General features: G+C 70.5%; 18 protein-coding genes and 1 tRNA gene. 11 read left to right on the forward strand and 8 right to left on the reverse strand.

Features of this window, described 5'->3' with window-relative positions:
* Window positions 1–26 precede the first annotated feature (26 nt).
* Complete coding sequence (locus MYSTI_RS29120) at window positions 27–1,379, forward strand: FG-GAP repeat domain-containing protein (RefSeq protein WP_015351399.1); 1,353 nt, start codon at window positions 27–29, stop codon at window positions 1,377–1,379.
* Between the two features lie 30 nt (window positions 1,380–1,409).
* Here MYSTI_RS29120 and MYSTI_RS29125 read toward each other — a convergent pair whose 3' ends face one another.
* Window positions 1,410–2,807, reverse strand: coding sequence for a serine hydrolase domain-containing protein (locus tag MYSTI_RS29125; protein ID WP_044281549.1), 1,398 nt, complete (start codon window positions 2,805–2,807; stop codon window positions 1,410–1,412).
* Window positions 2,808–2,902: 95 nt separating this feature from the next.
* Here MYSTI_RS29125 and MYSTI_RS41080 point away from each other — a divergent pair, with 95 nt between their 5' ends.
* The 3 genes from MYSTI_RS41080 (at window position 2,903) to MYSTI_RS29140 (ending at window position 5,064) form a co-directional block, all read left to right on the forward strand.
* On the forward strand, window positions 2,903–3,766 hold the full coding sequence (locus MYSTI_RS41080) for a class I SAM-dependent methyltransferase (RefSeq protein ID WP_015351401.1): 864 nt from the start codon (window positions 2,903–2,905) through the stop codon (window positions 3,764–3,766).
* A gap of 44 nt (window positions 3,767–3,810) precedes the next feature.
* Window positions 3,811–4,569, forward strand: coding sequence for a 2OG-Fe(II) oxygenase (locus tag MYSTI_RS29135; protein WP_044281551.1), 759 nt, complete (start codon window positions 3,811–3,813; stop codon window positions 4,567–4,569).
* A 75-nt stretch (window positions 4,570–4,644) separates the two neighbouring features.
* Window positions 4,645–5,064, forward strand: a complete 420-nt coding sequence (locus tag MYSTI_RS29140; RefSeq protein WP_015351403.1) for a hypothetical protein — start codon at window positions 4,645–4,647, stop codon at window positions 5,062–5,064.
* A 73-nt stretch (window positions 5,065–5,137) separates the two neighbouring features.
* Here MYSTI_RS29140 and MYSTI_RS29145 read toward each other — a convergent pair whose 3' ends face one another.
* Both MYSTI_RS29145 and MYSTI_RS29150 read right to left on the reverse strand, forming a co-directional pair.
* Window positions 5,138–5,506, reverse strand: a complete 369-nt coding sequence (locus tag MYSTI_RS29145) for a cupin domain-containing protein (RefSeq protein ID WP_015351404.1) — start codon at window positions 5,504–5,506, stop codon at window positions 5,138–5,140.
* Between the two features lie 163 nt (window positions 5,507–5,669).
* Window positions 5,670–5,879: a cold-shock protein gene (locus MYSTI_RS29150; RefSeq protein WP_015351405.1), complete on the reverse strand. Its 210-nt coding sequence runs from the start codon at window positions 5,877–5,879 to the stop codon at window positions 5,670–5,672.
* A 343-nt stretch (window positions 5,880–6,222) separates the two neighbouring features.
* On the opposite strand from MYSTI_RS29150, the gene MYSTI_RS29155 reads away from it, so the two are divergent.
* The 3 genes from MYSTI_RS29155 to MYSTI_RS29165 all read left to right on the forward strand — a co-directional run bounded on the left by MYSTI_RS29155 (window position 6,223) and on the right by MYSTI_RS29165 (window position 9,381).
* Window positions 6,223–6,744, forward strand: a complete 522-nt coding sequence (locus tag MYSTI_RS29155; protein WP_015351406.1) for a periplasmic heavy metal sensor — start codon at window positions 6,223–6,225, stop codon at window positions 6,742–6,744.
* A gap of 271 nt (window positions 6,745–7,015) precedes the next feature.
* Complete coding sequence (locus MYSTI_RS29160) at window positions 7,016–7,696, forward strand: response regulator transcription factor (protein ID WP_015351408.1); 681 nt, start codon at window positions 7,016–7,018, stop codon at window positions 7,694–7,696.
* Window positions 7,696–9,381: a sensor histidine kinase gene (locus MYSTI_RS29165; RefSeq protein WP_015351409.1), complete on the forward strand. Its 1,686-nt coding sequence runs from the start codon at window positions 7,696–7,698 to the stop codon at window positions 9,379–9,381. The genes MYSTI_RS29160 and MYSTI_RS29165 overlap by 1 nt, the downstream gene beginning before the upstream one ends.
* 63 nt (window positions 9,382–9,444) lie before the next feature.
* Here the strand turns inward: MYSTI_RS29165 and MYSTI_RS29170 are convergent, their stop codons facing one another.
* The 5 genes from MYSTI_RS29170 to MYSTI_RS29190 form a co-directional block, all read right to left on the reverse strand.
* Window positions 9,445–10,263: a carboxypeptidase regulatory-like domain-containing protein gene (locus MYSTI_RS29170; protein WP_015351410.1), complete on the reverse strand. Its 819-nt coding sequence runs from the start codon at window positions 10,261–10,263 to the stop codon at window positions 9,445–9,447.
* Window positions 10,264–10,347: 84 nt separating this feature from the next.
* A complete protein-coding gene (locus tag MYSTI_RS29175) occupies window positions 10,348–11,202 on the reverse strand; it encodes an ABC transporter permease (protein ID WP_015351411.1) in 855 nt (284 codons plus the stop codon).
* Entirely contained in the window at window positions 11,199–12,188 is a 990-nt protein-coding gene (locus tag MYSTI_RS29180; protein WP_015351412.1) for an ABC transporter ATP-binding protein, read from the reverse strand. The genes MYSTI_RS29175 and MYSTI_RS29180 overlap by 4 nt, the downstream gene beginning before the upstream one ends.
* A gap of 27 nt (window positions 12,189–12,215) precedes the next feature.
* Window positions 12,216–13,100 carry a heme o synthase gene (gene cyoE / locus MYSTI_RS29185; protein ID WP_015351413.1) on the reverse strand — a complete coding sequence of 295 codons (885 nt, stop codon included), beginning with the start codon at window positions 13,098–13,100 and terminating at the stop codon, window positions 12,216–12,218.
* A gap of 291 nt (window positions 13,101–13,391) precedes the next feature.
* Window positions 13,392–15,629, reverse strand: a complete 2,238-nt coding sequence (locus MYSTI_RS29190) for a tetratricopeptide repeat protein (protein ID WP_144370178.1) — start codon at window positions 15,627–15,629, stop codon at window positions 13,392–13,394.
* A gap of 308 nt (window positions 15,630–15,937) precedes the next feature.
* Here MYSTI_RS29190 and MYSTI_RS29195 point away from each other — a divergent pair.
* From MYSTI_RS29195 to MYSTI_RS29210, 4 genes are all read left to right on the forward strand, one after another.
* Window positions 15,938–16,013: transfer RNA gene (locus tag MYSTI_RS29195), tRNA-Ala, on the forward strand.
* A 106-nt stretch (window positions 16,014–16,119) separates the two neighbouring features.
* Window positions 16,120–16,722: a DUF2760 domain-containing protein gene (locus tag MYSTI_RS29200; protein ID WP_015351415.1), complete on the forward strand. Its 603-nt coding sequence runs from the start codon at window positions 16,120–16,122 to the stop codon at window positions 16,720–16,722.
* Window positions 16,723–16,764: 42 nt separating this feature from the next.
* Window positions 16,765–18,627, forward strand: coding sequence for an Hsp70 family protein (locus tag MYSTI_RS29205; RefSeq protein WP_015351416.1), 1,863 nt, complete (start codon window positions 16,765–16,767; stop codon window positions 18,625–18,627).
* A gap of 25 nt (window positions 18,628–18,652) precedes the next feature.
* Window positions 18,653–21,430 carry an Hsp70 family protein gene (locus tag MYSTI_RS29210; RefSeq protein WP_015351417.1) on the forward strand — a complete coding sequence of 926 codons (2,778 nt, stop codon included), beginning with the start codon at window positions 18,653–18,655 and terminating at the stop codon, window positions 21,428–21,430.
* Window positions 21,431–21,442: the final 12 nt, after the last annotated feature.

The following is a 21,442-nucleotide window of genomic DNA, read 5'->3' on the forward strand; positions in this document are numbered from 1 at the left end:
GGCATCCCCTGTGTGGAAGGGCTGTCATGATGTCTTTCAATCCCTGGAATGGATGGTCGTGGTTGCTCACGACAGGGCTCATCGCCGCCCTGGGTTTGGAGGGAGCCGCGCCAGTCTCCTATCCAGACACAGCAGGCGATGTCTCGTTTCACCGCCGAGCCTTCACGTGGCGAGGGGTCCCGGACCTCGCGCCCCCGTTCCACCTCGCGGCGGATGGCTTTGGCGACCTGGGCGCGCGCTTCGCCGACGTCAATGGGGACGGCAAGCAGGACTTCCTCTTCCACCGGTGGATCAACGGGACCACCGTGCAGAAAGGGGCCTCTGTGAGCACCGGCACGGGCTGGGAGGAGGCCCCCGACTTCACGCCCCCCTTCCACATCGCGGCGGATGGCTATGCCGACCTGGGTGCGCGCTTCGCGGATGTGAATGGGGACGGCAGGCAGGACTTCCTCTTCCACCGCTGGGTCAACGGCGCGACGGTGCAGAAGGGCGCCTACCTGAGCACGGGCACCGGCTGGCAGTGGGCGCCCGACTTCACCCCGCCCTTCCACATCGCGGCGGATGGCTACGGTGACCTGGGTGCTCGCTTCGCGGACGTGAATGGCGACGGCAGGCAGGACTTCCTCTTCCATCGGTGGATCAACCCGACCCTCTCGCAGATGGGCGCCTACCTGAGCACGGGCACCGGCTGGCAGTGGGCGCCCGACTTCACCCCGCCCTTCCACATCGCGGCGGACTGCTACGGAGACCTGGGCGCGCGCTTCGCCGATGTGAATGGCGACGGCAAGCAGGACTTCCTCTTCCACCGCTGGGTCAATCCCTCCACGGTGCAGAAGGGCGCCTACGTGAGCACCGGCAGCGGCTGGCAGTGGGCGCCGGACTTCACGCCGCCCTTCCACATCGCCGGGGAGGGCTTTGGCGACCTGGGGGCCCGCTTCGCGGATGTGAATGGCGACGGCAACGCCGACTTCCTCTTCCACCGCTGGGTCAATGCCTTCACGGTGCAGAAGGGCGCCTACGTGAGCACCGGCAGCGGCTGGCAGTGGTCCACGGACTTCACGCCGCCCTTCCACATCGCCGGTGATGGCTTTGGCGACCTGGGCGCTCGCTTCGCCGACGTCAACGGAGACGGCAAGCAGGACTTCCTCTTCCACCGGTGGATCAACAACGCCACGGTGCAGAAGGGCGCCTACGTGAGCACCGGCAGCGGGTGGCAGTGGGCGCCGGAGTACACGCCGCCGTTCCACATCGCGGCGGATGGGTTCGGCGACCTGGGCGCTCGCTTCGTCGACCTCGATGGAGACGGGAAGCAGGACTTCGCCTACCACCGGTGGATCACCAGCACGCTGGTGCAGCACGGCGCCTACCTGGCGCCGTAGTGCCCCAGCGAGGAGCCCGATGCGCCGGAGTCAGGGCGCCCGCACGTCGAAGAACGACACCCGCCCGTCGGGGATGAGGCCCATGGACAGGAGCCACGTGCCTTCACCCAGACGCACCTGGTACTGGTAGAGGCGGTCATCCCCGCGCACCTCGCGCTTCACCAGCACCAGCGGGCCCGGCGCCCCCAGCTTGCGCAGCAGCGCCTGGTAGTGGGGGAACCGTTGGCTCAGCAAGCCCTCCGGCACATACGCGAACCGGGCCGGGTCCACCGTCCCGTCGCGCACCTGCTCCATCAGCTTCGCGGCCTGCGCGGTGACCTCCGGCTCCGTGTCCGGAATCGCGGCGAGGGGCGGCACGGCCAGCGCGGGGTTGACGATGGCGGCGAGTCCCTCCACGAAGCGCGAGGGCGAGGACTGCGCGGTGTTCGCCAGCACGACGATGGAGAGCCGCTCCCCGATGAAGCGCGCGTAGGCGGTGCGGAAGCCCTGCCAGGCCCCCGAGTGCTTGTGCAGCGGCTGCCCCGCGCGCTCCAACACCTCCCAACCGAAGCCATAGGGCTGCGAGCTTCCGCTGTTCAGCTTCGCGGGGCTCAGGATTTCGCGCCAGCTCTCCTCGCGCAGCAGCGCCCGGCGCTCCACCGCCGCATCCCAGGCCAGCATGTCCTTCACCGAGAAGTAGAGCGAGCCGTCCGCCGTGGTGTTCAGCGAGGGCGACACCCACGTCTGGTGCTTCACGGCCTCACCCACGCGCCGATATCCCGACGAGCGATGCGGGACGATGTCGTCCTCGCTGATGCCTCGCGCCGTCTTCATCCCCGCGGGCCGGAAGACCTGCTCCGCGAGGACCTCACCGTAGAACTTCCCCGCGACCCGGTTCACCAGGATGCCCAGCAGCACATAGCCCGAGTTGCTGTAACCCCACCGGGCCCCGGGCTGGAACTCCAGGGGCAGCGCGTAGATGTAGCGAGCGAAGTCCTCGTCCGTGTAGTCCTTGCGCTCATCGAGCTTGCCCTCCAGGTCCTGGATGCCGGAGGTATGGGTCAGCAGGTGGCGCACCGTGATGGGCGCCCAGCTCGCCGGTGCGTCGGGGAAGAACTTCGTGATGCTGTCGGACAACGACAGCCGCCCCGCCTCCACCTGCGCCATCACCGCCATCGCCGTGAACTGCTTTCCCAGCGAGCCCGACTGGAAGAGGGTGTCCGCCGTCACGGGGACGTCGTGCTCCAGGTTCGCCGAGCCATAGCCCTTCGCCAGGACCACCTTCCCCTTGTGCACGACGCCCACGGCGAGCCCCACCACGCCCTGCCGCTGCTGCTCCGCGCGGATGAACGCCTCCAGGCGCGCCTGGAGCGAGCCCTTGGCCGACGCGGCCCCGCGAGGAGCAGCCCCACCCAGAGGCCGAAGAACCGACTGAACGAACTCGAGCAACCGTGCATGAACGACTCCAGGATTGAGGGCTGGGATGAGCGCCCTCATGACGGCATGCTAGCCATTCCTGGAATGACATGAGCAGAGGGGACTCCATGAGCAACCTTTCGGCGCGAATCGAAGCCTTCTATGGCTTTCTGTGGCCTTTCCTGGCGGAAGAGCAGACACGGTATGCGTACCTGGACGAACCTCCGGGGGGGCGCCCCATGTCCACGCTGCTCAACGCGATTCCGGCGCGGCGCGGCATGAAGGCGGGCTCCCGCCTGGTCGATGTCGGCTGTGGCAAGGGGCGACAACTGGTGGAGCTGGCGCGGCGGCACGAGGGGGACTTCATCGGGGTGGACCCGCTCGACCAGAACCTGGAGCTCGCCACCGGGCGTGCCCTCCAAGAGGGGCTCCACCAGCGCATGACCTTCCTGAAGGGAGGCATCGAGCAGCTTCCACTGGAGTCAGCCTCCGTGGACTTCGTCTGGTGTCTGGACATGCTCAACCATGTCGAGGACCTGGACGGCGCGATGAAGGAGTGCGCCCGCGTGCTTCGACCCGGGGGCTCGATGATGAATTGCAGCGCGCTGGCCACCGACCTGTTGGAGCCTCGCGAGGCGGAGCGCGTCACGTCCGGCGTGGGCTTCAACCCCGCCACCCTCTCCCACGAGCGGATGACGGCCGCGTACGAGTCCGCCGGTCTGCGCGTCGTCGAGTTCGGCACCACGACGGAGGAAGGCTCGCCGTTCCTGGAGGCGTTCGACGAGGGACTCGCCCGCCATGCGCTGCGGTTCGGCAAGGTACTGCGCGCCCGCTCGCGGGTGGAGGCCCGGCTGGGCCGCGAGGCCTTCGAGCTGCTCTGTGCCTATGACCAGTGGAACATCTTCCTGATGCTGGGGAAGGTGACGTATGGCGTCTGGGTCCTGGAGCATGCGAGCGGGCGGAGCGCCTCGACCGGACCGCCGCGTCCGTGACATATGTCGCGGTCTCGACCGCGATGACTGCTCCGCCGCTACCCGTGAGTGCCGCCACCCTCGATGAAGGTCCACTGAGGGGGCCCAGCTTCTTCCTCGACCGGACAGCGCTCCGCGCGCTCGCGCTGGCGCATCGCGGCTCGTACGCCGCCGCCCGCCCCTATCCGCATGTCGCCATCGACGGCTTCCTGGGGACACCGCTCGCCTCGGCGCTCGCCGGCGTCTTCCCAGGGGCGAACGACGCGTCCTGGAAGCGCAGGGACCATGTGGAGCAGGCCGCGCGACTGGGGCAGCTTCAGCGCAAGGCCTTCGAGGAGGTCCCCGGGGCCCTCCGGCACCTGCTCTCGGAGTTCTCCAGCATGTCGTTCATCGACTTCCTGGAGTCGCTCACCGGGGTGCAGGGCCTCATCACGGACCCTCACTTCCGAGGCGCGGGGCTGCACCTCACGCTGCGCGGGGGACACCTGGCGCTGCACGCCGACTTCAACCGGGACCGCTTCCGCGCGCTCACGCGGCGCCTCACCGTCCTCTACTACCTGAACCCGGACTGGGAGGCGGCCTGGGGCGGAGACCTCGAGCTGTGGAACGCCGACCTCTCCCGGTGTGAGACGCGGATTGCGCCCCTCCTCGACCGGCTCGTCGTGATGGCCCATGGCGACGACTACTGGCACGGCCACCCCACGCCCCTGGAATGCCCCGAGGGACGCGGGCGCGCCGCCATCGCCGCCTACTTCTACACGGCGGAGACCTCTCCGGATGCGCCAGAGCCCCACAGCGCCATCTGGGCTCCCACCCGCACGTAGGTGACACGTCGAGGTCACCCCACGTGACGCCTCGGCCATGCTGGAATCGCCCCTCCCTCGGAGGAGATGCCCCGCATGACACGACTCACGCTGCCCGGCCTGTTGTTCGCCACGTTGACGGCTTGCGCCACCGCGCCTCGCGAGCCGCCCACGTCGGAGGCCACGCCCCATGCCGCGGCCTGCCCGACCCAGAAGTTCGCGTTCGAGCAGGAGACGGGCTGCCGCAACGACGGCTCGGTGGAGTTCTGCCTCCCCACCGGCGATGACGCACTGGTGGCGCGCGTGAAGGCCATCGCCCCCACGGTCCAGGTGGCGGGCGTCTCGCGCGGACGCGCCGGGTGCAACGTGCCCGAGGAGACGCTCTACTTCTTCCCCACCAGCGAGACCGAGTGCCACGCGCGACACGGCGCGCTCACGCCCGCCGCATGGGACACCCTCTGCCGCCTGGCCGAGCTCCCCGAGGTCCGCCAGCTCGTGCCCACCTGGTACGAGTAGCGGCGCCGCGAGAGTCCCTCACCCGTGGACTCGTCGCGCGGCCAGGGCGAGGCGCCCGACCCCGCACCGAGCTTCACGCCTTCGCGGACGTCGCCTCACGCCCGCGCTCGTCGCGGCCGTGGACGGCGGCGGGAGGGCTGGTCGCCTCCACCGCGGAGAACGTCTCCAGAATCTTGTACGTGTGGCTGGCGCCACGAGGTACGAGCCACGAGTCCCCGGGGTTGAGCAGGATGACCTGCCCCTCCAGGAGCAGCTCCGCGCGGCCCTTCAGGACGAAACCCACCGTCTCGTAGTCGCGAGGGGCCGCCGGCCTGGCCTCTCCGGGTGGCTCGTCCTCCCACAGCCGCATGGACACTCGCACGCCGGAGGCCAGGTACTTCTGCCCCATCTCTCCCTTGGGAGAGCGCCGACTCTCCACCTTCTTCACGCTGGTATCTCCCATGCCTCGTCTCCTTCCACTGGGAAGGTAAGGAAGGAGACACCGCGCGACGCGCCCGCACCGACGCCCGCCTGGTTGGAGGGTGGGTGCCCGCAAAGACGAAGGCCCAGCCTTTCACATGGAAAGACCGGGCCTCGGGCTCACTCAAGGGTGGCCAGGATATCCGCTAGCCGTTGCTGGCGGCGCGCACGTTCTGCGCCTGCAGCCCCTTGGGGCCACGGGTCACCTCGAACTCCACGCGCTGCCCTTCCTGCAGGGTGCGGAAGCCATCCATGTTGATGGCGGTGTGGTGGCAGAACACATCCTCACCACCCTCTTGCGCGATGAAACCGAAACCCTTGGCGTCGTTGAACCACTTCACAGTACCAGTTGCCATGTGACCTTCTTCTTTCTGCTAGACGGCGACCCGGGACCAGCCGGACCACCAGTGCGGGGCGGACATCGCTCCGACACTGCCGCGACAATCTACCTCGTGGGCTGCTTTGTCCACCTGCTCCCCGCCCACCGGGCAGGCAGTCGTCGACCAGGTGACATTCCGCGAGGCTGACGGTCGCTCGAGATGTCAACAGAGCACACTCGACTCTTCATCCCGAGTCCGGCATCGGCCTTCACGTTTCTTCATGCGGCTCCGGCGCGCCCTTCATACCCGCCCTCTACCTTCCTGCTCGTCATCCCGGCGCGCCCCCTGACGGGGCCCGCCTCATGAAGGAGCAGGACACATGTTCGGATTCTTGTTCGGCAGCGCTTGTCTCGCGGGGCTCGTCTACACGGTGAAGGGCGGGCGCCGCTGGCACCATCACCCCCGCGGAGGCGGCAGCCCGTGGGGCTGGCGCATGAAGCTGCGCTGGTTGTTCGAGCGGCTGGAGACCTCTCCTGGGCAGGAGAAGGTCATCATCAAGGCCACCGAGGAGCTCACGGAGTCGCTCAGCGGCCTGCGCGACGAGCTGACGCCCACCCGCACCACCCTCGCCCAAGCGATGCGGGGAGAACACTTCGACGGCGCGGCGGTGCGTGAGCGCTTCGCCCAGCACGACGTGAAGATGGAGGAGATTCGCCGCACGGTGCTGGGTGCCCTCTCGCAGGTGCACGAGGCGTTGGACCCTCGGCAGCGGCGTGAGCTGGCGGACATCATCGAGCGGGGCTGGGGCGGAGGACACCACGGCTGGCACCGGCGTGGCTGCGGCCGGCGCCACGAGTGGCGGGGTGAACATCCCCGAGGCGATGACCCTCGGATGATGTGAGTCCATGCCCGCCGCCCACCACGAGGACCCCCACCATGCGCCGTCGCCTGCTCATCGTCCTGCTCGGCTTGGGAACCATCGGAGGCTACGCGTCCGGCTTCGCCAGCCTCGCCCGCCATCACCCCGCCTGCCCTTCCGGAGGGGGGGCGGGGCGCTGGCGGCCCCACACTCCCTGGACCGGGGCGCCCCCGGCCAGCGCCCTGACGCCCGAGCCGGCGACGTCCATGTCCCCGCCTCCCGCCCCAGCCGCACGGTAGAGTCCGCCCCATCCATGTCCACGCGTGTCCTGCTCATCGACGACGACAGCCGCCTGTACGAATTGCTCGCCCAGTACCTGGGGCAGAACGGCGTCAGCGTCGCCCACGCACCTGATGGAGGGCGCGGGTTGGCGGCGCTGGAGGCGAGCGCGTACGACGCGGTGCTGTTGGACGTGATGATGCCGGGCATGGATGGGCTGGAGGTCTGCAAGCGCATCCGCGCCAAGAGCCGCATCCCCGTGGTCATGCTCACGGCCAAGGGGGATGAGACGGACCGCGTGGTGGGGCTGGAGCTGGGGGCGGACGACTACCTGCCCAAGCCCTTCAGCCCTCGGGAGCTGCTCGCCAGGCTGCGCGCGGTGTTGCGCCGCTCGCAGCCGTCGGCGGTGGCGGACCGGCTGGAGGCGGGCGGGTTGTCCATCGACGTGGCGGGCCGCGAGGTGCGCAGCGAGGGGCGGCTGGTGGACCTCACGGGCCTGGAGTTCGACCTGCTCGTGGCGCTGGTGCGCAGGGCCGGGCGGGTCATCCCGCGCGATGCGCTGCTGGGGGAGGCGGGGCGCAGCGACACCGTGGTGGGCGAGCGCACGGTGGATGTCCACATCTCGCATCTGCGGCAGAAGCTGGGCGACGTGGGCACCCGGCTCATCAAGACGGTGCGCGGCGTGGGCTACGTCTTCGCCAAGGAGGGGGCGTGATGCGCCGCCGCGACGACAAGCGCCGCGGACGGAGGTCCCCGCGGGACGAGTGCGAGTCGTGTGGTCCTCAGTGCAAGGACACGCCCGAGGGCCCCGAGGACTGTTCGTTCGACGAGGGCGAGGACGGGCACAAGGTCGAGTGGCACTGGGTCAGTGACTCGGGCGACAAGGCGTACTCCTACAAGGAGCGGCGAGGGTCGGGCGACGAGGGGGACAAGGGGCGCGACGTCGAGTGGCACTGGGTCGATGAGTCGAAGGGCGAGGCGTACTCCTACAAGGAGCAGCGCCGCGAGGCCGACCGGGTGCGGCGCCAGGCGTGGGAAGCCGCGCACGCGCACATGCGGGAGCACTGGAAGCACCACCGGCGCATGAGCTGGCGGCAGCACTGGCGCATGAGCCAGCTGGGCCACTTCGTGCGGGCCCGGCTCCACCGGCGGCTCTTCCTGTGGTTCGGCCTGAGCATCTTCTTGACCTGTGTGGTCGTGGCCACGGTGTTCAACCTCGTGGGTGGAACGACGTGGAAGCAGGAGATGGAGCGCATGCGGACCTTCGCGGGCCATCGCTTCGAGGAGGTCTGGGACGAGCCCGCGCGACGGGAGGCCCTGGCGCAGTCCATCGCGAAGGACCTGGACGTCGACGTCGAAATCAAGGACGCGAGTGGGCAGGTGCTCGTGCTGGCGGGCGGGCTCTGCAAGCACACGGAGATCTCCATTCCGGTGATGCGGGGTGACACGACGCTGGGGCAGGCGCGGCTCTGCTACGGGAGCAAGCGGGGCAAGGAGCCGCTGAAGTTCATGCTGCCGATGCTCGCGGCCTGCCTCGTCCTCTGGATGGCGTCGGGGAAGATGGCTCGCAGGCTGGCCAAGCCCGTGGATGTGCTGGTGCAGGCCACCGAGGCCCTGGGCTCGGGGCGGCTGAATGCGCGCGCCGAGGTGCATCCTCATGCGACGGGTGAGTTCGCGGTGCTCGGGGTGGCGTTCAACGACATGGCCCGGCGCATCGAGAAGCAGGTGGCGGACCAGCGCGAGCTGCTCGCGGCGGTGTCCCATGAGCTGCGCACACCGCTGGCGCGGCTGCGGGTGCTGACGGAGCTCCTGCGCGACGGTGGGGGCAATCCGAAGACGCTGGACCAGGTGGACCGGGAAGTGGTGGAGCTGGATGCCCTGGTGGGCGAGCTGCTCGCGAGCTCCCGGCTGGACTTCGGGCAGATAACGCCTCGGGTGCTGGATGGGCGGACGCTCGCGATTCAAGCCCTGGAGCGGGCGGGACTGGCGCCGGAGATGTTGGACATGGACACGTCGGACGCGGGACTGGTGGGCGACGCCACGCTGCTGGGCCGAGCCCTGGCCAACCTGCTGGACAACGCGCGAAGGCACGGTGGGGGTGCGCTCGCCCTGCGCATCCAGCGGCAGGACGAGCACCTCGCCTTCTGCGTGGAGGACCGAGGCCCTGGGTTCCAGGAGGGAGAGGCGGCGCGAATCTTCCAGCCGTTCTATCGCAAGGACCAGAGCACGGAGGCGCGCGAGGCGGGCTCACTGGGCCTGGGGCTCGCGCTCGTCGAGCGCATCGCCCAGGCTCACGATGGAACGACCTTCGCGGAGAACCGCGAGGGCGGCGGAGCACGCGTGGGCTTCACGGTGCGCAAGGCGGGCCCTGTGCGAGAGGAGAAGCCCGCGGTGGCGTAGCAAGCGAAAGAGCCGAGCCCCGGTGCATCGGGCTCGGCTCCTCACGGACGGCGACAGTCCACGCTACTTCTTGGCGGAAGCGTCCGCCGCGCTGAACGCGAAGGACACGTCCGTCGGCGCGTCGTCCTTCACGACAACCTCGGCCGTCTTCGTGCCGAACGTCTCGTGCCAGGCCTCCACGGTGTACGTCCCCGCGGGCATGCCCTGGAGGGTGAACGCCCCATCCGCGCCCGTCGTGGCGTAGAACGGGTTCGCATTGCTCAGCACGTACGCGGTCATCCACGGGTGGATGTCGCACTTGAGCTTCAGCACCTCGTCCGCCGGGACGGGCTTGTTCACGGCCGCGCCCATGGGCGGCTGCGCGACGTTGAAGGCCGCCTTCGCCCCCACCAATCCCCGCACGTTGTGCAGCGTGCCGTCGCTGTTCTTGAAGGCCACCGACTGGCCCACCATCGCGCCCTGGACTCGCGGCACGTAGGTGCACTTCGACTGGTCGACCACCACCGGCGTGGACGGAGCAGAGACTCCCTCGACCGCCCCACGCACGCGCACCAGCACGTTCTGGAGCTTGCCGTCCTTCACCAGCACCGACTCGTCCTTCGCGCTCCGCCCCTCACAGGCGGGGTCGCTGCTCGCGGGCAGGTCCTCGGCGGGCGGCGGCGTCCCGGTGAAGGTCACCGTGCCCTTCACCACACCCTTCCCCGAGGGCGCCTGGATCGGCGAGGCCGCGTGGACCTTCTCGGCCACGGGCGCGGGCGCCGCACTCGGCGCCGAGGGGGTGGAAGGAGGCGCGGCCGGAGCAGCCTCCTCCTTCTTGCATGCAGACAGGGACAGGAGCCCCGCGGCCCCCAGCATCGTCAGGCCGAGCGTGCGCAGCGTCATCGTGCAGTCTCCTCGGAGAACTCGAACTTCGTCCGCCTTCCCTCGTAGCGAATGGAGGCGGGCCTGTCCAACAGCGTGTCCGAGCTACTCGCGGCGGCTGACGCTCACCGCCGCCAGGCCCAGGAACACGGTCGCGAAGGCCAGCAACACCGGCACCTCCCACCCCGCTCCGGACATGGACGTGCCCACCGACAGCGACGCCTCCGCGCCATACAGCGCGCGCCGCACGCCCTCCACGGAGAAGCGCATCGGGTTGACCGTCATCACCCACGACAGCCACGTGCCCGCGCCCTTGAGCGGGAACATCGCGCCCGAGAGCACCCACATGGGCAGCAGCACGATGCTCATCACCGCGTGGTAGCCCGCGCTCGAGCGCACCCACCACGCCAGCGACATGCCCATGCCCGTCAGCGCCAGCGCGGACAGCACCATCACACACACGAGCAGCGGCAGGTTCACGGTGGACGCGCTCACTCCCGCCAGGGGCGCGAGCAGCAGGAACAGCGACGCCTGCATCAGCGCGATGGCCGACGAGCCCAGCGCCTTGCCCAGCACCACCGCCAGCCGGGAGCCCGGCCCCGCCAGCACCGCCTGGAGGAAGCCCTCGCGGCGGTCCTCGATGACGGTGATGGTGGCGAAGATGGCGCTGAACAGCAGCACCATCGTGACGACGCCCGGGAAGAAGAACTGCTGGTAGCCCAGGCCCTGCGCGCCCTCCACGCGGAACGAGCCCGCGAAGCCCGAGCCGATGACGAACCAGAACAGGATGGGCTGCGCGAGCGCGCCGACGACGCGGCTGGGCTGGCGGAAGAAGCGCACCACGTCGCGCGCCATCAACACGCGCACCGTCGCCCACTGCAACGCGAGCGTCCCCGGCACGGCCGGGGCGGGAGAAGTGGCCGCCACGGGGGGCCGCGCGGTGGAAACCTCGGCGTTCATCGGCGTCTCCTCGGCGCGGGCTCCGCGGCCGGTACATCGGCGCCCAGCGCGCGCCCCGTCAGCTGGAGGAACACATCCGCCAGCGTCGGCCGGCGCAGCGACACGGACGACAGCCGGCCGGCGGGAAAGGCCTCCACCAGCCGAGGCACCAGCGCATGGCCCTGCCGGGCCTCCACCTGCACCTTCCCCTCCACCACCTTCGCGTCCACGCCCAGCTTCTCGCGCACCTCGCGCGCCAGCACCTCGGGCTCGGACGCTTCCACGGTGAGGATGTCCCCACCCATGCGCGACGCCAGCGCCGCCGGCGTGTCACACGCCACCAGCCGCCCCGCGTCCAACACCGCCAGGCGGTCACACACCTCGGCCTCGTCGGCGCGGTGGGTGGTGAGCAGCACGGTGATGCCCTCCGCGTCGCGCAGCCGCTTCAGGTGCGCCCAGAAGGTGCGAAAGGCCGCTTCGTCCAACCCCTGCGTGGGCTCGTCCATCAGCACGACGCGCGGCTGGTGCACCAGCGCCCGCGCCAGCTCCAGCCTGCGGCGCATGCCGCCGGACCACGTCCCCACCCGCTCGTCGCCCCGGTCCAACAGCCCGATGAGGCCCAGCATCGCCTCCACCCGCTCGCGGGCCCGCTCCCCCGTCAGCCCGTACAGCCGGGCCCCGAGCATCAGGTTCTCGCGCGCGGTCAGCAGGTCATCGAGGCTGCCTCGCTGGAAGATGATGCCCATCTGCCGGCGCAGCGCCGGGTCGCTGAGCGACAGCTCACGCCCCTCGAAGCGGACCTGGCCCGCGTCGGGCGCCAGCAGGCCCGCCAGGATCTGGAAGGTGGTGGACTTGCCCGCGCCGTTGGGACCGAGCAGGCCCAGGATTTCTCCGGGCCTCACCGACAGCGTCAGCCCGTCCACCGCGACACGGCCCTTGAAACGTCGGGTCAGCCCTTCGAGGTGGAGCAGCGGGGCTGGGGAGGTGGAGGACGAGCTATCAAGCATGGGCGGTGTCCCGCCGGCAGCCCCGCGCTAGCCGCGGGGAACGCGGTCCAGACACAGCGCCGCGAACAATCCGGTGAGGTAGATGAGCGAAAAGAAGAACGCCTGGCGCGCCCAGGGCTTCCCGAGGCGCTTGAAGAAGCCCCACGCTCCCAGGCCCAGGAAGCTCAGCCCCAGCACGGCCGCGGCCGCCAGGTACCAGGAGCCGGCGATGTGGAGCTGGAAGGGCAGCATCGTCATGGGCACCAGCGCCACCAGGTAGAGGACCACCTGGGCGCGCGCGGAGTCGTCACCGCGCTCCAGCGGCACGGACTTGAGCCCCGCGGCCGCGTACTCCTCCTTGCGGAACAGGGCGATGGCGATGAAGTGCGGCATCTGCCACAGGAACAGGATGGCGAAGAGCGCGAAGCCGCCCGCGTCCACCTGGTTCGTGACGGCCGTCCAGCCCATCAGCGGAGGCAGCGCGCCGGGCACCGCGCCCACAATCATGGCCGCGGCGGTGCGGGCCTTGGCCGGCGTGTACGCGAACACGTAGCTCAGGAGCGCGAGCAGCCCCAGGGCCGCCGTCAGGAGGTTCGCCCCCAACGCCAGCGCGGGGAGCGACACCAGCGCCAGGGAGATGCCGAACCACAGCGCCACCGCGGGCTCCATCCGACCGGACGGCAGCGGGCGGTTGCGCGTGCGCTCCATGAACTGGTCGCTGTGCCGCTCCCAGTAGCAGTTGAGCGTGTTGGCCGCGCCCACCGTGCCCGCCGTGGCCAGCAGCGTCACCAGCGCATGGCCCGCGGACAGCGGGCCGGGCGCCAGGAACATGCCGCCCGCGGTGGTGATGAGCACCAGGCTGGAGAGCCGGGGCTTCATCAAGGAGAGCAGGTCGGACGCGGTCGTCGACACGGCTTCGGCACGCGCGCTCAAGCGGACTCCAGGGGACGGGCCGACAGGAACGCTGCCGACGCGGTAAGGGCCCTCCCATACAGGCACCACTGGGGGGTGGGCAAGGACACGTCACCCGGACCCGGCGCCCGCGAACGGTCGCCCGCCCAGCGCCGACACGCGGGCTGGGGGGATGTCCTGATGTCGTGACAAGCGTGAGGAGGCAAACACCTGGGGCATAGCCCGCGAGGGCCCCCCCATCAACCCGGAGGACCGGGGCCGATGCGCGCCGTGCTGGCCGTTCGCATCAGCCCCGCTTGTCCGACTCCGGACTCAGCCCCCCGAGAGCGAACGGGCCGCGCTGGCGTGTTCGCCGCTCGGCTCGCGCTTCAGGTACTCCTGCGCCAGCATCTTCGCCTTGGGGCCCTGCTTGGCGTCCTTCGCGAGCAGCGTGGCGTAGTAGTAGTACGCGGCGCCGAAGCCCTCGTCGGCGTTGAGCGCGCGCTGGTAGGTCTCGTCCGCCTTCGCGGCGTCGCCCTTGCCCTGGTACACGCGCGCCAACTCCGTGAGCGCCATGGCCGACCGCTCCGGCTGCCCCACGAACTCCTGGCTCGCCTTCTCCAGTTGCTCCTGGGCCTTGGGCCAGTCGGAGCGCTCCCGGTAGATGGCGCCCATGGCCAGCCGCGCCTCGGGGTTCTTCGCCTTGGGGTCCTTCACCGCGCGCTGGTACTGGGTCAGCGCCTCATCCAGCTTGCCCTGACGGCGGTAGGCGTTGCCCAGCATCACCACCAGCTTGGGGCTGTCGCCCATCGTCTTGAGCGCCGTCTCGAGCGCACCCGCGGCTTCCTTCTCGCCGCCCTGCTTGCCCATGAGCGCCTTGGCCAGCTCGACGTGGAACTGCGCACGCGAGCTGTCCACGCGGATGGCCTTGCGGATCTCCTCGGCGGCCTGGTCGAAGTTGCCCTCGGCCAGGAGGCGGCGCCCCTTGATGAGGTGCAGCTCCGGGTTCTGCTTGTCGAGCGTGAAGCCGGTCTCCTCGCTCTTCTGCATCTCCCCACGCGCCTTGTCCTTGTCCAGCGGGACGGCGGTGGCCTCGGAGAGCTTCTGCTGCACGTCCGGCTTCAGGTTCTGCATCGCGGCGGACACGCGGCTGACGAGCAGCGAGCGCGCCAGGTGCGCGGCGGCCAGCTGCCGGGGCGACGGAGGCGGCTCCGACTCCAGCAGCTTCTTGAGCATGGAGTGGACCAGTCCGTAGTTGGGCTCGTCCTGCTCCAGCATCAGGAGGGAGCGGCCCAGGAGGGACTCGGGGTGGTCCTTCTCGTAGCGCAGCGCCAGGTCGTAGTTCTTCCAGGCGGAGTTGTCCTGTCCCAGGCGGCGGTACACCGCGCCCAGGCCGGAGTAGACGCGCGGGTCGTCCGGCGCCAGCACCTGCGCGCGCTCGAGCGTGTCCCGGGCGCGGTCCAGGTCGCCCGCGTTCATCTGGATGAGGCCGAGCGTGAGGTACAGGAGCGAGCTGGAGCGGCCCTGGGCATCCAGGCCCTTCACCGTCTCCTCCAGTCCGCCCAGCGCGTCCTTGCCCTTTCCACCGTAGGTCTGGGCCAGGGCCTCCGCGGCGATGAGGTGCGAGCTGACGTCGCCCGACTTCTTGCCGGCGGCCAGGTGCTCCTCGGCGCGGCGGCGCGCATCGTCGCCACCGCCGTGCTCACCCCAGCGAATCGCGTAGGCGTACGCGAGGTAGCCGTGCGCCTGGGCGGAGTCGGAGTTCACCTCGATGGCCTTGTCCGCCTCTTCACAGGCCTTCTTGTAGCTGTCGAACGAGTCGCGCTTGAGCAGCTCCGCGGAGGCCTCCAGGTGCTTCTTCAGCTCGCGGGAGATCTTCCGGGTGTGCGCCGTGTACCAACCGTAGCCGCCGATGAACAACGGGATGGCCACCAGCAGGGCCACCGTCATCAGCTTGCCCTTGCCACCCTGAGGACGCCCCCCGCGACGGCGCGGCTGGTCGTCATCGTCGTCGTCATCCACCTCGTCCACCACCACCGGCTGCGGGCGGCGGGGCTGAGGCGCGGCGGCGCGGGGCTGCGCGGGCTCGGCGCGCGAGGGCTCGGAGGGAGCCAGACGCGGCGCGGGCTTCGGCGCGGGAGCAGGCTCCGAGCCCGTGGCGGACGCGGCCCCGTGGGAGAGCGACGCCGCCGACTGCTGGACGGCGGAGGGCGCGGGCGCGACGGGAGCCGCGGCCACGGGCGTGGGCGCGGCCGGACGCGGCGGCTCAATCTTGTGCTGCTGGAGCAGCGTGACGGTGTCCGGGTCTCCCGGGTCCGCGGTGAAGGCCTTGAGGAGGTTCGCCTTGCCCGGCTCGGTGTCGCCCGTCTTGAGCTGGAGTGCTCCAGCCAGCCGCAGCGCGGCCTTGTCCTCGGGCTGGACCTGAAGCGCGCCAAGCGCTTCTTCCAGGGCTTTCTTGTCCTTGCCTTGCTCGGCGTAGACGCGGGCAAGGAGGAGGCGTGGGTCGGCCGCGGTGGGATGCGCCTTCACTCCCTTCTTGCAGACGACCATCGCCTCCATGAAGCGCCCCATGCTCAGGTACGCTTCAGCCAGAGGCTTGTAGGCGGCCGACGAGGGATCGGAGGCGAACGCGTGTTCGAGCTTCGCGAGCTCGGCCGGGCTCAACGTCTTTGAAGGGGAGGTAGACATTACCTGGGGGGACTGCACCTGGCGGGAAGGGTACGCCGGAGAAGAGGGTTTTTTATGGCATCCGCTGCGCGGCACGTCAATCGCACGGATGAGTTGTGAAGGCTTGCGCTTGACACCTGCGTGGGGGTCCGGTACTAGCCCGTTCACCTCGGCGGCCCCAAACCCCGAGGCGCAGCGCGCAGGCCCGTTGTGGGGGTGTAGCTCAGTTGGGAGAGCGTCGCGTTCGCAATGCGAAGGTCGTCGGTTCGATCCCGTCCACCTCCACCATGCTGAAAACGAAGGGCCTCACGGGAAACCGTGAGGCCCTTTGCATTTGGGGCATTTCGGGCAACTGCCGAATTGCAAAGCAGGCGGGCTTTGTTATCCGGAGCCGATGACTGACCCGTCCGCCTCCCTGTCGTTCTTCGCGCGCGTCTGGCTCGCCTGGCTCTGCTTCTGGCGCTGCCTGGTCTCCGGCGACTTCGCCCGCGCGGTGCTCCCCGCCAGCAAGGCGTACGACGCCGGGAAGCTCGCCGAGCTCCCCTCGGGCCAGCCCCCCCCTCCTCCGGTGGCGGTGAAGCCGCCCGAGCCCGCTCCCGCCCCGCCCCCCGAGCGCGAGCACGCCAGCGCCCTGGCGCTCCTCTCCATGCTCCAGCGGGAGGGCCGGCTGGTGGACTTCCTCCAGGAGAACGTGGCCGCCTTCTCGGACGCCGAGGTGGGCGCCGCCTGCCGCATCGTCCATGAGGGGTGCCGCAAGGTGGTGGGCCAGTACCTCACCCTCCAGCCGGTGCTGCCCCAGTCGGAAGGGGACCGGGTCACGGTGCCCGCGGGCTTCGATGCGCAGCGCATCCGCCTGAGCGGCAACGTGACGGGCCAGCCGCCGCACACCGGGACGCTCCGCCACCATGGATGGGTCGTGTCCGAGGTGAAGTTCCCCACCGTGAGCCCCGCCATGGACTCTCGGGTGCTCGCTCCGGCGGACGTCGAGCTCGCCTGAGCGCCCGCGGCGCACACGCAGACCGGACTCTAAAGGGAGCATATGGCCCGCTACTCCATCGGCATCGACCTTGGCACCACACACTCCGCGGTGTCGTACTTCAACCTGGAGGACGGAAAGTCCCGGGGCCGCGCGCAGTCGATGCTGCCCATCCCCCAGCTGACCGCGCCCGGCACCGTGGAGGCGAGGCCGCTGCTGCCCTCCTTCCTCTACCTGCCCGCCGCGCAGGAGTTCCCCAAGGGCAGCCTCGCGCTGCCGTGGAACCCGGAGGCCACCTCCATCATCGGAGAGCTGGCGCGCTCGCACGGGGCCAAGGTGCCCACGCGGCTGGTGTCCTCGCCCAAGAGCTGGCTGTCCCACCCGGGGGTGGACCGGCGCTCGGCGATGTTGCCGTGGCAGGCCCCGGAGGACGTGCAGCGGGTGTCTCCGCTGGATGCGTCCGCGCGCTTCCTGCGCCACCTCCGGGAGGCGTGGGACGCCACGTTCGCCCAGGAGAAGGAGGACTCCGGCAACACGCTGGCCGAGCAGGACGTCATCGTCACCGTGCCCGCTTCGTTCGACGCGGCGGCGCGGGAGCTGACGCTGGAGGCCGCGAAGGCTGCGGGCATCGCGCACCTCACCTTGTTGGAGGAGCCGCAGGCCGCGCTGTACGCGTGGCTGGAGGCGATGGGTGAGTCCTTCCGCCAGCAGGTGAAGCCCGGCGAGGTCATCCTCGTGGTGGACGTGGGCGGCGGCACCACGGACTTCTCCGTCATCACCGTGCGGGACAGCGACGGCGAGGTGGAGCTGCTGCGCGTGGCCGTGGGCGACCACATCCTCCTGGGCGGCGACAACATGGACCTGGCGCTGGCGCACACGCTCAACCAGCGCCTCACGGCCGAGGGCAAGAAGCTGGACCCGTGGCAGTTCAACGCCCTCACCCACGGGTGCCGCCAGGCCAAGGAGACGCTGTACGCGGACACGTCGCTGGACAAGGTGTCCATCTCCGTCCCCAGCCGAGGCTCGTCGCTCATCGGCGGCACGCTGCGCACGGAGCTGACGCGCGAGGAGCTGGAGCGCGTCCTCACCGATGGCTTCTTCCCGGTGACGCCGCTGGCGGAGCTGCCTCGCACGGCGCGGCGCACGGGCCTGGCGCAGATGGCGCTGCCCTACGCGCAGGACCCGGGCGTGTCCCGGCACCTGGCGGCCTTCCTCACGCGGCAGGCCCAGGCGCTCGCGAGCAGCCACGACGCGCCGGTGGCCATCGGCGACAAGTCGTTCCTCCACCCGACGGCGGTGCTCTTCAACGGCGGCGTCTTCAAGGCGGGCCCGCTCAAGGCGCGCGTCATGGAGGTGCTCAACCTGTGGCTGAAGGCGGACGGAGGCGAGCCCGCCAAGGAGCTGGAGGGCGCGGACCTGGACCTCTCCGTGGCGCGTGGCGCCGCGTACTACGGCTGGGTGAAGCAGGGACATGGCCTGCGCATCCGAGGCGGCACGGCGCGCGCGTACTACGTGGGCGTGGAGTCGGCGATGCCCGCGGTGCCCGGCTTCGAGCCCCCCGTGAAGGCGCTGTGCGTGGCGCCCTTCGGCATGGAGGAAGGCACCCAGGCGGATGTACCGCCGCAGGAGTTCGGCCTCGTCACCGGCGAGCCCACCAGCTTCCGCTTCTTCTCCTCCTCCATGCGACGCGACGACACCGTCGGCGTCATGGTGGATGACGTGGCGGACGAGCTGGCCAAGGGCGAGATGGAGGAGCTGGCGCCCATCGAGACGACGATGTCCGGACAGCCCTCGGCCTTCGGAGACCTGACACCCGTCAACCTGCAGGCCGCGGTGACGGAGGTGGGCACGCTCGAGCTGCGCTGCCTGGAGAAAGGTGGCCCCGGGCGCTGGAAGCTGGAGCTCAACGTCCGGTTGAAGGAGTAGAACGCCGACCGGCAACCGGAGGAGCATGCGAATCGTCGGCATCGACCTGGGCACCACCCACTGCGCGGTGGCGTCCGTGGACCCTTCCCGGGGCGCGAGCGCGCCCGTGGAGGACTTCCCTGTCCCGCAGCTCGTCCGTCAGGGAGAAGTGGCGCCGCGCGCGCTGCTGCCCTCCACGGTGTACGTGCCCGCGGGCCACGAGCTGAGCGCCGATTCGCTGCGCCTCCCCTGGGGTGATGACGGTGGCCCGTGGGTGGTGGGGGAGCTGGCGCGCTGGCAGGGCGCGCGGGTGCCGAGCCGGCTGATTGCCAGCGCCAAGAGCTGGCTGTGCCACCCGGGCGTGGACCGCTCCGCGCCCATCCTCCCGTGGGGTGCTCCGGCCGACGTCCAGAAGCTCTCCCCCGTCGACGCCAGCGCGCTCCTGCTGACGCACATGGCGCGCGCCTGGGACTTCGCGCACCCGGACGCGCCCTTGTCGAAGCAGGAGGTGGTCATCACCGTCCCCGCGTCCTTCGACGAGGCCGCGCGGGCCCTCACGGTGAGCGCCGCGCGCAAGGCGGGGCTGGAGAAGTTCACCCTGCTGGAGGAGCCGCAGGCGGCCTTCTACGACTACACGGCCCGCCACCGCTCGGACCTGGAGCAGACGCTCGCGAACGTCCGCCTGGTGCTGGTGGTGGACGTGGGCGGCGGCACCACCGACTTCACGCTGGTCCACGCGGGGGTGTCCCCCGAGGGCCCCATGCTCCGACGGCTCGCGGTGGGCGACCACCTCATGCTGGGCGGCGACAACATGGACGCCGCGCTGGCCCGCAGGGTGGAGGAGAAGCTGCTGCCGGACGGACGCCGCCTGTCCGCGACGCAGTGGACGCAGGCGATTCAGGCCGCCCGCACCGCCAAGGAAGCCCTGCTGGGCAAGGCGCCTCCGGAGAAGTACGGCGTGTCGCTCGCGGGCGAGGGCAGCCGGTTGTTGGGCGGGACGCTGTCGTCGGAGCTGACGCGCGAGGAGGCCCACGCGCTGGTGCTCGATGGCTTCTTCCCTCGCTCCACGCCCACCGAGCGGCCCCGGCGCGCCGCGCGCATGGCGCTCCAGGAACTGGGCCTGCCGTACGTGCAGGACGCGGCGGTGACGCGGCACCTGGCGGCCTTCCTCGCGCAGCACGCGGCGGCGGGCTTCGCGGCGCTCGGCGAGACGCCTCCCTTCGAGGGCGCCCTGCCCCGCCCCGACGCCATCCTCCTCAACGGCGGCGTCTTCAACTCGCCCTGGATTTCGGAGCGGCTGGTGGAGGCCGTCTCCGCGTGGTGGCCCCAGTCGCCCAGAATCTCGCTGCTGCGGCACGAGTCCCTGGAGCTCGCCGTGGCCCGCGGCGCGGCGTACTACGGACTGGTGCGGCGCGGGCACGGCCTGCGCATCGGCGGTGGCGCGGCGCGGGCGTACTACGTGGGCCTCCAGCGCGCGGCGGACAGCGCGGAGCAGCCCGCGCTCTGCCTCATCCCCCGAGGCTTCGAGGAAGGACAGAAGGTCGACCTGGGCGCCCGTCCCTTCACGCTCACCCTGGGCAGGCCGGTGCAGTTCCAGCTCTACTCCACGACGAGCGACCGCATCGACAAGCCCGGGGACCTGGTGCCGCTGGCGGAGGACCTGAAGCCGCTGCCGCCCATCCACACACTGCTCAAGGGCGCGGCGGGCAAGGTGGCGGACGTGCCGGTGCACCTCCAGGCCGTGCTGACGGAGATTGGCACCCTGGAGCTCTACTGCGTCTCCGACGTCGCGGATGAGCGGTGGCGGCTGGAGTTCGAGCTGCGCGGCACGGGCGGCTCCCACGAGCTGACCGTCACCGAGTCCATGCCCGCGCGCTTCGCCGAGGCGAAGGAGAACATCGAGCGCGTCTACGGCAACAAGCCCCTGCCGCTGGGGCCCAAGGACGTGAAGCAATTGGGCAAGACGCTGGAGAAGGCCCTGGGTCCTCGGGAGACCTGGCGCGTGCCGGTGCTGCGCGAGATGTGGAGCACGCTCTATGCGGGCGCGAGCAAGCGGCGCCGCACCGAGGACCACGAGCGCGTCTTCTACAGCCTCGCGGGCTTCACCCTGCGCCCGGGCTTCGGCTATCCGCTGGACGGCTGGCGCGCGGAGCAGACCTTCAGCCTCTTCGACGCGCTGGTGCAGCACCACCAGGACAAGGCGGTGTGGACGGAGTTCTGGGTGATGTGGCGCCGCATCGCCGGCGGACTGACGGAGGCGCAGCAGCAGAAGCTCTACGCCTACCTCCAGCCGCACCTGGCCCGGAAGGTTCCCCCCAACGCGCCCGCCGCCGGGAAGGTCAAGGGAATCCAACCCGAGGGGCTGGAGGAGATGGTGCGCGCGGCGGCCTCCCTGGAGCACCTGTCACCGGGCGACAAGGCGGAGGTGGGGCGGTGGATCGCCGAGCGGCTGAAGGCGGAGGCCCGCTCCGGTGGCCCCTGGGCCTGGTCCCTGGGACGGCTGGGCGCGCGAGTGCCGCTCTACGGCAGCAGCCACAAGGTGGTGGACGTGGAGACCGCGGAGGCGTGGCTCACGCTGCTGTTGGACCTGGACCTGCGCAAGATCGACGGCGCGCCCTTCGCGGCGGCGCAATTGGCGCGGCTCACGGGGGACCGCACGCGAGACGTGGACCCGGCGCTGCGCGAGCGCGCGGCGCAGGCCCTCGTCTCGGCGAAGGCGTCGGAGACGTGGGTCCGCATGGTGCGCGAAGTGGTGGCGCTGGAAGCCGCGGACGAAGCGCGCGCACTCGGCGACACGCTCCCCGCGGGACTGCGCTTGTCGTGACCGTCGACGGTC

Source organism: Myxococcus stipitatus DSM 14675 (assembly GCF_000331735.1).
Classification (GTDB): Bacteria; Myxococcota; Myxococcia; order Myxococcales; family Myxococcaceae; genus Myxococcus; species Myxococcus stipitatus.

What these genes read in the sequence shown, in the direction of transcription:
- MYSTI_RS29120 (WP_015351399.1), top strand. Translation starts at nt 27, where the DNA reads ATGATGTCTTTCAATCCCTGGAATGGATGGTCGTGGTTGCTCACGACA.
- MYSTI_RS41080 (WP_015351401.1), top strand. Translation starts at nt 2,903, where the DNA reads ATGAGCAACCTTTCGGCGCGAATCGAAGCCTTCTATGGCTTTCTGTGG.
- MYSTI_RS29140 (WP_015351403.1), top strand. Translation starts at nt 4,645, where the DNA reads ATGACACGACTCACGCTGCCCGGCCTGTTGTTCGCCACGTTGACGGCT.
- MYSTI_RS29145 (WP_015351404.1), bottom strand. Translation starts at nt 5,506, where the DNA reads ATGGGAGATACCAGCGTGAAGAAGGTGGAGAGTCGGCGCTCTCCCAAG.
- MYSTI_RS29150 (WP_015351405.1), bottom strand. Translation starts at nt 5,879, where the DNA reads ATGGCAACTGGTACTGTGAAGTGGTTCAACGACGCCAAGGGTTTCGGT.
- MYSTI_RS29155 (WP_015351406.1), top strand. Translation starts at nt 6,223, where the DNA reads ATGTTCGGATTCTTGTTCGGCAGCGCTTGTCTCGCGGGGCTCGTCTAC.
- MYSTI_RS29160 (WP_015351408.1), top strand. Translation starts at nt 7,016, where the DNA reads ATGTCCACGCGTGTCCTGCTCATCGACGACGACAGCCGCCTGTACGAA.
- MYSTI_RS29165 (WP_015351409.1), top strand. Translation starts at nt 7,696, where the DNA reads ATGCGCCGCCGCGACGACAAGCGCCGCGGACGGAGGTCCCCGCGGGAC.
- MYSTI_RS29170 (WP_015351410.1), bottom strand. Translation starts at nt 10,263, where the DNA reads ATGACGCTGCGCACGCTCGGCCTGACGATGCTGGGGGCCGCGGGGCTC.
- MYSTI_RS29175 (WP_015351411.1), bottom strand. Translation starts at nt 11,202, where the DNA reads ATGAACGCCGAGGTTTCCACCGCGCGGCCCCCCGTGGCGGCCACTTCT.
- MYSTI_RS29180 (WP_015351412.1), bottom strand. Translation starts at nt 12,188, where the DNA reads ATGCTTGATAGCTCGTCCTCCACCTCCCCAGCCCCGCTGCTCCACCTC.
- MYSTI_RS29190 (WP_144370178.1), bottom strand. Translation starts at nt 15,629, where the DNA reads ATGGGGCGCTTCATGGAGGCGATGGTCGTCTGCAAGAAGGGAGTGAAG.
- MYSTI_RS29200 (WP_015351415.1), top strand. Translation starts at nt 16,120, where the DNA reads ATGACTGACCCGTCCGCCTCCCTGTCGTTCTTCGCGCGCGTCTGGCTC.
- MYSTI_RS29205 (WP_015351416.1), top strand. Translation starts at nt 16,765, where the DNA reads ATGGCCCGCTACTCCATCGGCATCGACCTTGGCACCACACACTCCGCG.
- MYSTI_RS29210 (WP_015351417.1), top strand. Translation starts at nt 18,653, where the DNA reads ATGCGAATCGTCGGCATCGACCTGGGCACCACCCACTGCGCGGTGGCG.